Here is a 1,086-nt window from a genome sequence, read left to right as displayed (position 1 = left end):
GCCTACACCGGTGCCGCTGTCGGCGCAGCCACCCCGGCATTGATGCGCCTGGCAGAATCCACGCATCAGGTTGCAGCCGCCCGAGCGCTGCTGGAAAAAAGCTGGGAAGAGATTGCTGATTACAGTGAGCGCCACGAATACCCAAGCCGTACCACGCTCACGTTCTGGCGTACCAATCAGGGCTATGCCACAAAGATGTGTATCCAGGCCGTGGACCGTCTGATGGAAGCGGCCGGCGGCGGTGCATGGTTTGAAACCAACGAGTTGCAACGCTTGTTCCGCGATTCGCATCTTACGGGTGCGCATGCCTACACCGACTATGACGTCTGTGCACAGATACTCGGTCGCGAACTGATGGGTCTTGAGCCCGACCCCTCAATGGCCTGAGGCCGTTCGCCGCCAAGCCACAAGCCCCTCATAAAAATAATTAGAGCGCGCCCCAAGGCGTGCTCGGGAGTCTTGCATGTCCGATATTAATGAGATTGCCGTTTCTTCCGCCTTCGATGCGCGTGCATTTCGCCGCGCGTTAGGTAACTTCGCCACCGGCGTGACAGTAGTGACAGCCGCCGATCAGAACGGCCGCAAAGTGGGGGTGACGGCCAACAGCTTTAACTCGGTGTCGCTAGATCCGCCGTTGATCCTGTGGAGCATCGACAAGCGCTCTTCAAGTCACGACGTGTTTGAAGAAGCTACACACTTTGCCGTGAACGTACTCGCTGCTGATCAGATCGATCTTTCGAACAATTTCGCCCGTCCAAAGGATGACCGTTTTGCAGAGGTCGAATTCGAAACAGGCAAGGGCGGGGCGCCAGTGTTCGCTGACTGCTCGGCGCGTTTTCATTGCGAAAAATACCAGCAGGTGGACGGTGGTGATCATTGGATCATGATTGGCAAGGTGGTGGCTTTCGATGATTTTGGTCGTTCACCGTTGCTGTACCACCAGGGTGCCTACTCCATGGTGCTGCCGCACACGCGCATGACCAAGAGTGGTGAAGGTCAGCCGCCCAGCAGCCACTTCCAAGGGCGGCTGAACCATAATCTTTACTACCTTATGACTCAGGCGCTTCGCGCTTATCAAGCAAGCTA

General features: G+C 56.7%; 1 protein-coding gene and 1 pseudogene. Both read left to right on the top strand.

Translation table 11 applies throughout. The features are described from left to right. Window positions 1-387, top strand: a pseudogene (locus tag ACXRVY_RS30975) (p-hydroxyphenylacetate 3-hydroxylase oxygenase component); the annotation flags it as partial. A gap of 76 nt (window positions 388-463) precedes the next feature. After that, window positions 464-1,086: p-hydroxyphenylacetate 3-hydroxylase reductase component (locus ACXRVY_RS30970; protein WP_458239205.1), on the top strand; the 623-nt coding region annotated here is incomplete at its 3' end.

It is taken from the genome of Pseudomonas sp. P5_A2_2 (assembly GCF_054177685.1).
Note: the sequence above shows the minus strand (reverse complement) of the source record. Positions and strands in the feature narration are given on the sequence as shown.